Here is a 5448-nt window from a genome sequence, read left to right as displayed (position 1 = left end):
GATAGTTCGGACATGGACTTTCCTTTGGGCAATAAAAAACCCGCCGAAGCGGGTTTATTGTTCAGTTAGTTGTGTATTGAGCTCAGCCTTCCATTTGTTACGAATAGCCTGACGCTCTTGTATCCATCGCACTTGTAGACGAAATATTCCTTTACCGCATTTGCGGTCGTTGTTTTCGAAATATCGTCCGGGTATCCCCAGATTTCGCTATCGTAAAGCTGGCTCTTAGTCATGCCAATGGCGAGCCCTTCATTGGCGATGCGAGACTCGCACAGAGCCCTGTGCTGCTCCTTCATCTTCGATATCCGAGCGTCTTGCTCTCTTCTCTGTACAATCTCTTGCTGCCTAAGCTCGTCAAGGCGGGCCGAACTCTCGGCACGCTCGCGAGATATCCGCTCCTTCCATGTTTCAGGATGCGAGTATTCGATTGCCTCGGCTTGGGACCCGCATTGTTTGTCAGAGAAAACGGTCTTGCCATCCGCGCCGACGCACTTGTAGATCGTCGCCGACATTGCGCCGGCCGGAGCCACAGCTAAGGCCAGCACCAGTAACAGTCTCGACATAAGAATCCCTCCCACTTGGTATGGCCGGGACTGTAACAAAACGCCAGCACCAAAACCCAGCACTTGGCTGGGTTCAGGGTGAAGCTGTTGGTTAGATGGCCTGCGCCGCGGCTTTGCGTGGCTCCAGCGGCATCAGCTCGCGCATCTCCACGGTGAAGGTGCGCTTGCCGATCTTGACCAGCCACCAGCGGCCGACCAGGTATACCAGCCGAACGGATTGGCCAATCAGGGATTCCTGGCCGCCGATGACCATGGCGGTTGCGCCTTGCTTGAGTGTGAAGTTCATGCCGTCGCCCTCAAGCCAAGGCCCGCGTCCCGATATTTATTGAGCCCAAGCCGACGCTGGACCGCATCGAATTCCTGTTCCAGCGCACCGAGTTCATGGACTGCAATGTGTCCGTCGCGGAAGTGATCGATCATCTCTACGCCGACCGGGCTACCGATGCCACTGAAATGCGAGTAGAGCTTGTAGCGGTTGAAAATGTCGTTCAGGTGCTTGAAGTGGCTACGAAGGAAGTACACGTTGTACAGCTGGTGGTCATTCAACACCGTTCCGGCCTTCTCTTCCTTCGGCAGCCACTCGCCCTCCTGCACGTGATACGCCGCGATGAAGTTCCTGGCGCTGTCCAGCTGGACTGCCGGAATGTCCTCGGCAGTCACGACGCTGAATGCTTTACGCACCTGCGACCAGATGTGATTCTTGGCACCGCGACGGGCCGCTACTGGCAGATGTCGAACCTTGCCATCCAGAACAGCAGCCAAGCAGTGGAAACCATCGGTGCCGATGGTGGTGCTAAGCACGCTGGCCGCGGTGCGATCGTCATGACGAATGGCAATCCCCTCGTTCCAGTACGACCACAGCACATCGTCGCATTCGTTCTGGTAAGCGATAACACCTTCGCGCAGCTCAGGCCGAACCTTGTTGGCGTGAATCGATGTTAGCCAGCCTGGGAGTTTGCGTAGGGGGAGGCAGGTCATCTCGCGCTGCTTTCCGTCCTGAGCAACTATCACCATTTCGGTGATGGTTGCGGAAAAGCGGCTAGACATCAACTTGCGGTGCTGCGTCTGCCAGGCTAGCCCCATACCTTCGACGACGGGCTTCATCGGCACGAAGGGTTCGCCTGCATTGTCGATCAGCAGCAGTTCCTTCTGACGGAACGGGATGATATTTGCTGATGGAATTGCTGTGCTATGATTCGTCATGACGCTTGATACCTCGCTGGTCTCATCGTTATTCGAAGCCCTGACGACTCTCACCTCGTCGGGGCTTCTTCGTTTCAGGCTGCTGCCTGCTCTTCTCGCATGGCCTTCTTCACCACCTCGATGAGCTGGCCATTCATGGACCGGCTCTGATCTTTCCCTACAGTTTTCAACCACTCTGCTACCTCCTTCGGTAGGCGGGTGGTAACGCGCACCCAATCATCCATTCAATCCTCTCCTTCGTGACACGACTTTCGTGCCATACGTCGATATTCACATGACACCATTTCTGTGTCAACTGCAGATGACACCATTTTCGTGTAAATTCGATATATCGAAATCGACAGAAGCTTGCGTTCGGAATCATGGATACAGACGACCGTTACACTAGGATCACCCTGCGTATTCCAAAGGATCTGCATACCAAGCTGTCCGATGCAGCCGACGAAACCAGCAAGTCTATGAATGCAGAAATAATTGCGCGTCTTGAGCGAAGCTTCCGCCGAGGGCCCAGCGGTTACGCGCCAAGCTGGGCCGCCGAGGAAATTTCCAAACGGATTGTTGATCGAGACTTACGGTTCATCGACACCCTTGAGCTGGGCAAGGTCGGAAGCGTGGTTCGTCTGCGGCCTCGCATGTCGACGTACGAGGCTTTAGATCAGCTGCTGGTTTGCCTGGCCACGCTGGAAAACATCACTGCCGTCACGCTGGCAGTGCGTGACGGCTACGCCAATCACAGCGCCTTAACCGTGGTAATCCATACGGAGGAAACAACCCTCGTCGCCGACAGTACGCCACTCACTGTTGAGCGGCCGCCGCGTGAAAGCGAAGTCCGCGATCTGATCTGGGCACTCGACATCCGCGGCTTGCTTGGCGGGGCGACAAGCTTCCGTACGCAGCGCATCCCCCAAACGTCGGACCTGCCCGAGCAGCAGGCGGCTGAAGCAATTGAAGGCGGAGAGTTAACGCCGCTCGGCTACAAGACGCTGCTTGAATTCTTGAACCTCTTCCATGAGAAGCCGATGACCTACTCGCGCGAAGAGCTGGATCAATTCTTCGCCGACTGACTTACACCAACCAGCCAGCCAAGGACCGGCCATGTCATTAGATAGCCCTCTTCTCCTGTCCAGCATTTGGTGGCTAGTAGAAACAGCAGCGAATGCAATCTGGGGTGCCTTTTGCGTATGGGTCGTTATCTGGCTGATTCGCAGGAGAAAGCTAGTTTCCGTTTGGCTAGCCAAGGCGTTCGCTCCTAAACCGCAGGCTCGCCACAAGCGCCGCAGCCTCCTGAGACGATTCTTCCGTAGATCCAGTCTTAGAGATCGTCATTGGACTCGATCGCATCGATTCGATACGGCCTGGATACACCGTGAAGCCGGACGGGGCCACGCCTGCCTCGTCATCTTCACCATCTACTTCGGGCTGTGGATTCTTGCGATCGGCCTGAAGGAAGTTTTTATCCTATCGAACGCCCCGCTTTCACAGTCACCAGGCTTGATTGTCATCTCTGCGCTACCGATGTACGGCTTCGAGGTCGCTTGGCTGGTTTATGGAGGTCGAGCCAGCCAGCTGATTTCCTACAGGCAGAAGGTACACATCTGGCGATGGCGAATTGGCGGGCCTCGCCGCCCCTTGATCTCCTCCCGAGGCTCATCCATCGATCCATGTGGCGTAACCCCGCCGCCGCGCGGGACAACCACGACCCAGCAAGGAGTACGACATGTCTAAGCCCTACCTAACAGGCCGCTGGGCCATCTTTCAGACCCGCACCTCCACCGAGGTGCTGGGCTACATCATCGACGGAGTTGGGCAATCAACCACACCGGGAGCGCCGCCATTCCAGATATCTGATGGAGTGCTCTTCGCCCCCGATGGAAAGCGCCTCGGTCACCTCGCGCCCTTGGGCGATAGCTGGGCAGTGAACCTCGGCGATCATGAGGTCGGCCATGTGTTGCGGGCGATGCCGGGCTAAACCGGTAACGCCCAGAAAAAGAAAGCCCCGCGAGTAGCGGGGCTCATCTGACTTCGCGACACACTCTTCTAGCTCTCTATTGCAGGCAGCGCGGTTGCCCCGTCCCTCCACATTTCGACGCCGGTCGATGCTCCGTCCGCGGACCGAGTGGTGCGGTCACTGGCACTCTACCTCCGCTACAAAGAACCTCTCCGCTAGCCATCGCCTCCAAAGGATCAACCCAACTCATTGATTTTGGCTCAGCACCAAGCACGTTAGAGTCCCGTAGAGTTTTGGCGGATGTGGCGATAGTAAAGAGGGTATCAGCTGCCATCTTTGCTCCTGGTGTGGACTCGCCGCCCGCTTTGGCTAAGGTGCCGTTGGCTGCGAGTTCTACAGAAAACTTCGATGTCTCGAACGGCTGGGCGTCGTAAGTGATAACGCTGGCTTTTGAGCTGGGAAGCAGCTTGGTTTCCGTCATTAGTACCGGCATGCAGCGCTTATCGTCTGGCCCGCCAGCCCAGTGAGTTAACACTCCGTCTTTGCCGGTTATGCGATCCAGATAGTAGTGCTCAGTCGTAGGCACTAGCTGATAGAACTTAACGCCCTCGCATCGACCCTCTACACAGGCAGTCTCTGCGTTCTCATAAACGATGATGCTCCCTGAACAGCCCACTAGACCCAGCAGTGTTACAGCCGAAATCATGCGCTTCATATCCGCTCCCTGCACGGTTGGCGGCAAGATGCCGCCTAGGTAGCGTAGATGCGAAATGAAGGACAAGCGCTCAAGAGCCAGAAACAGAAAGCCCCTCGCGGGAGATGGTCGGATGCGGGGTCCGCGCCTGAGCGCTTAGGGGTGTGACCAAACAACGAGTTCGCTGGCGTCTCGCTCACCACCAACGAATCACAGCGATGAAGTCGGCCACAAAGCCAAGGCTGAAGCAGAACCCAACAAAGATTGATGCCCAAAGCAAGGCTTTCAGCGGTCGAGATTGCTCAATGATTTTGAGGCACATGGCGATTGCCCTATAATCCATTCATGTTCTTCCTCATAGCGCAGTATGGGGTGGAAATAAAAACCCCCGAAGGCGCCAACCTGTCGGGGGTTTTGCTTTTCTGGCCGGCAGAGCGATTAGAAATGGTTCGCCTTGGCGATTCATCTCAACTCAGTGCAGTTACTGCGCAGCCGGCTTGTAGTGAGGGGTTTTGTTTCGGTATTCCAGTTAACAGGGCAATTGAACGCCTGCCCCTTTAGNGGGATTACGCCGAATTCGGCGCCCTGGTTGAGCGGGATGCCGCCGTTGAGGGCGATCTTGCAGTAGAAGCACTGGATCCGGCGGCGCTCGCCGTTACCCCCTTCATTGGTCTGGCCGGTCATCACTCGGTAGAAGCGCTGGCCAGTAGTGAACGGTTTGATGACGTCCACGGTCGGGTAGCTGTATTCCACGAGGATCGGCAGGCTCGGCAGTTCGCCGGGCGCCGGCAATTCCGCTGCGATGGCCGTGGCCAGCGGACCACCCGGAAGGATGCGAATGCCGAACGGGCCGACCGCGTAATCGACGTTCCGGGTGTAGGTGGTGGCACCGTCTTCGCTGGTGACGGCGGTCACCTCCAGCGGGATGTTAGCGAGCATGATGGCTCGATCGATGAAGGCTGCATGCTCCTCTCCCGTAACCGTTCCACTCGGCACCTGGGTGACGGACCCGTACATGGCGATGGCGGCGGCGCGAGGGC

General features: G+C 56.8%; 8 protein-coding genes. 2 read left to right on the top strand and 6 right to left on the bottom strand.

The genetic code is table 11. The annotated features are described in order from the left end of the window. Positions 1-65: 65 nt before the first annotated feature. From EA795_RS20325 to EA795_RS20310, 4 genes are all read right to left on the bottom strand, one after another. The gene (locus tag EA795_RS20325; RefSeq protein ID WP_122079191.1) at positions 66-563 is read right to left on the bottom strand and encodes a DUF4124 domain-containing protein; all 498 of its coding nucleotides are present in this window, start codon (positions 561-563) and stop codon (positions 66-68) included. A gap of 91 nt (positions 564-654) precedes the next feature. After that, complete coding sequence (locus EA795_RS20320) at positions 655-849, bottom strand: hypothetical protein (protein WP_122079190.1); 195 nt, start codon at positions 847-849, stop codon at positions 655-657. After that, the gene (locus tag EA795_RS20315) at positions 846-1766 is read right to left on the bottom strand and encodes a phage antirepressor N-terminal domain-containing protein (protein WP_122079188.1); all 921 of its coding nucleotides are present in this window, start codon (positions 1764-1766) and stop codon (positions 846-848) included. Before EA795_RS20315 ends, EA795_RS20320 begins: the two co-directional genes overlap by 4 nt. Before the next feature lie 74 nt (positions 1767-1840). Next, the gene (locus EA795_RS20310; RefSeq protein WP_122079187.1) at positions 1841-1990 is read right to left on the bottom strand and encodes an Arc family DNA-binding protein; all 150 of its coding nucleotides are present in this window, start codon (positions 1988-1990) and stop codon (positions 1841-1843) included. A 138-nt stretch (positions 1991-2128) separates the two neighbouring features. Between EA795_RS20310 and EA795_RS20305 the strand changes: the two genes are divergently transcribed. Then, positions 2129-2830 carry an Arc family DNA-binding protein gene (locus EA795_RS20305; RefSeq protein ID WP_122079185.1) on the top strand — a complete coding sequence of 234 codons (702 nt, stop codon included), beginning with the start codon at positions 2129-2131 and terminating at the stop codon, positions 2828-2830. A gap of 653 nt (positions 2831-3483) precedes the next feature. Next, on the top strand, positions 3484-3735 hold the full coding sequence (locus EA795_RS20300) for a hypothetical protein (RefSeq protein WP_122079184.1): 252 nt from the start codon (positions 3484-3486) through the stop codon (positions 3733-3735). A gap of 869 nt (positions 3736-4604) precedes the next feature. Here the strand turns inward: EA795_RS20300 and EA795_RS21085 are convergent. Together EA795_RS21085 and EA795_RS21700 are read right to left on the bottom strand one after the other, a co-directional pair. Continuing rightward, positions 4605-4751: a hypothetical protein gene (locus EA795_RS21085; RefSeq protein ID WP_158601318.1), complete on the bottom strand. Its 147-nt coding sequence runs from the start codon at positions 4749-4751 to the stop codon at positions 4605-4607. Between the two features lie 119 nt (positions 4752-4870). After that, entirely contained in the window at positions 4871-5425 is a 555-nt protein-coding gene (locus tag EA795_RS21700; RefSeq protein WP_490723088.1) for a hypothetical protein, read from the bottom strand. Between the last annotated feature and the right edge of the window lie 23 nt (positions 5426-5448).

The organism is Stutzerimonas nitrititolerans (genome assembly GCF_003696285.1).
GTDB lineage: Bacteria > Pseudomonadota > Gammaproteobacteria > Pseudomonadales > Pseudomonadaceae > Stutzerimonas > Stutzerimonas nitrititolerans.
The sequence above is the reverse complement of the archived record's forward strand: the minus strand, read 5'-3'. Positions and strand labels throughout refer to the sequence as shown.